This window comes from Pseudoalteromonas sp. GW168-MNA-CIBAN-0100, from assembly GCF_040309225.1.
Lineage (GTDB): Bacteria > Pseudomonadota > Gammaproteobacteria > Enterobacterales > Alteromonadaceae > Pseudoalteromonas > Pseudoalteromonas arctica.
Genome location: NZ_JBEOOL010000693.1, coordinates 1 through 263 on the forward strand (window position 1 = coordinate 1; position 263 = coordinate 263).

Here is a 263-nt window from a genome sequence, read left to right on the forward strand (position 1 = left end):
GTATTGTATTAACCGTGGGTATGGCTGTTGATGCGAACGTACTTATATTTGAGCGTATTCGTGAAGAGCTCGCTGATGGCCGTAGCCCTCAACAAGCGGTTCATTTTGGTTACGATAGCGCCTTTAGTACTATTTTTGATGCCAATATCACCACATTAATTGCGGCGATTATCTTGTTTGCTGTTGGTACCGGTCCTGTTGCAGGCTTTGCGGTAACCCTAGCAATTGGTATTTTAACCTCTATGTTTACAGCAATTGTAGGT

1 protein-coding gene is annotated in these 263 nt (G+C 43.3%); it reads left to right on the forward strand.

Features of this window, described 5'->3' with window-relative positions; genetic code table 11:
- A partial coding sequence (locus tag AAEY62_RS23045; protein ID WP_350636756.1) for an MMPL family transporter occupies window positions 1–263 on the forward strand: 263 nt, incomplete at both ends.